Annotated in this window: 2 tRNA genes; both read left to right on the forward strand. The window is 60.0% G+C overall.

The window, feature by feature from the left end:
• A tRNA-Ala gene (locus FS767_RS22760) sits at window positions 1-76 on the forward strand.
• Window positions 77-149: 73 nt separating this feature from the next.
• Window positions 150-225 (forward strand) — tRNA-Glu (locus FS767_RS22765).

Consider the following 225-nt stretch of genomic DNA (forward strand, 5'->3'; position numbering starts at 1 on the left):
GGGGCTATAGCTCAGCTGGGAGAGCGCCTGCATGGCATGCAGGAGGTCAGCGGTTCGATCCCGCTTAGCTCCACCAAATTCCTGTTGTCAGCCAATGGCTGGCACGTAGAACGGGCACCAGCAGCACGTTCTTGAAGGTAAGAAGGTTCGTCCCCTTCGTCTAGTGGCCTAGGACACCGCCCTTTCACGGCGGTAACAGGGGTTCGAGTCCCCTAGGGGACGCCA

Source organism: Pseudomonas sp. DE0010, assembly GCF_007680745.1.
GTDB classification, from domain to species: Bacteria; Pseudomonadota; Gammaproteobacteria; order Pseudomonadales; family Pseudomonadaceae; genus Aquipseudomonas; species Aquipseudomonas parafulva_B.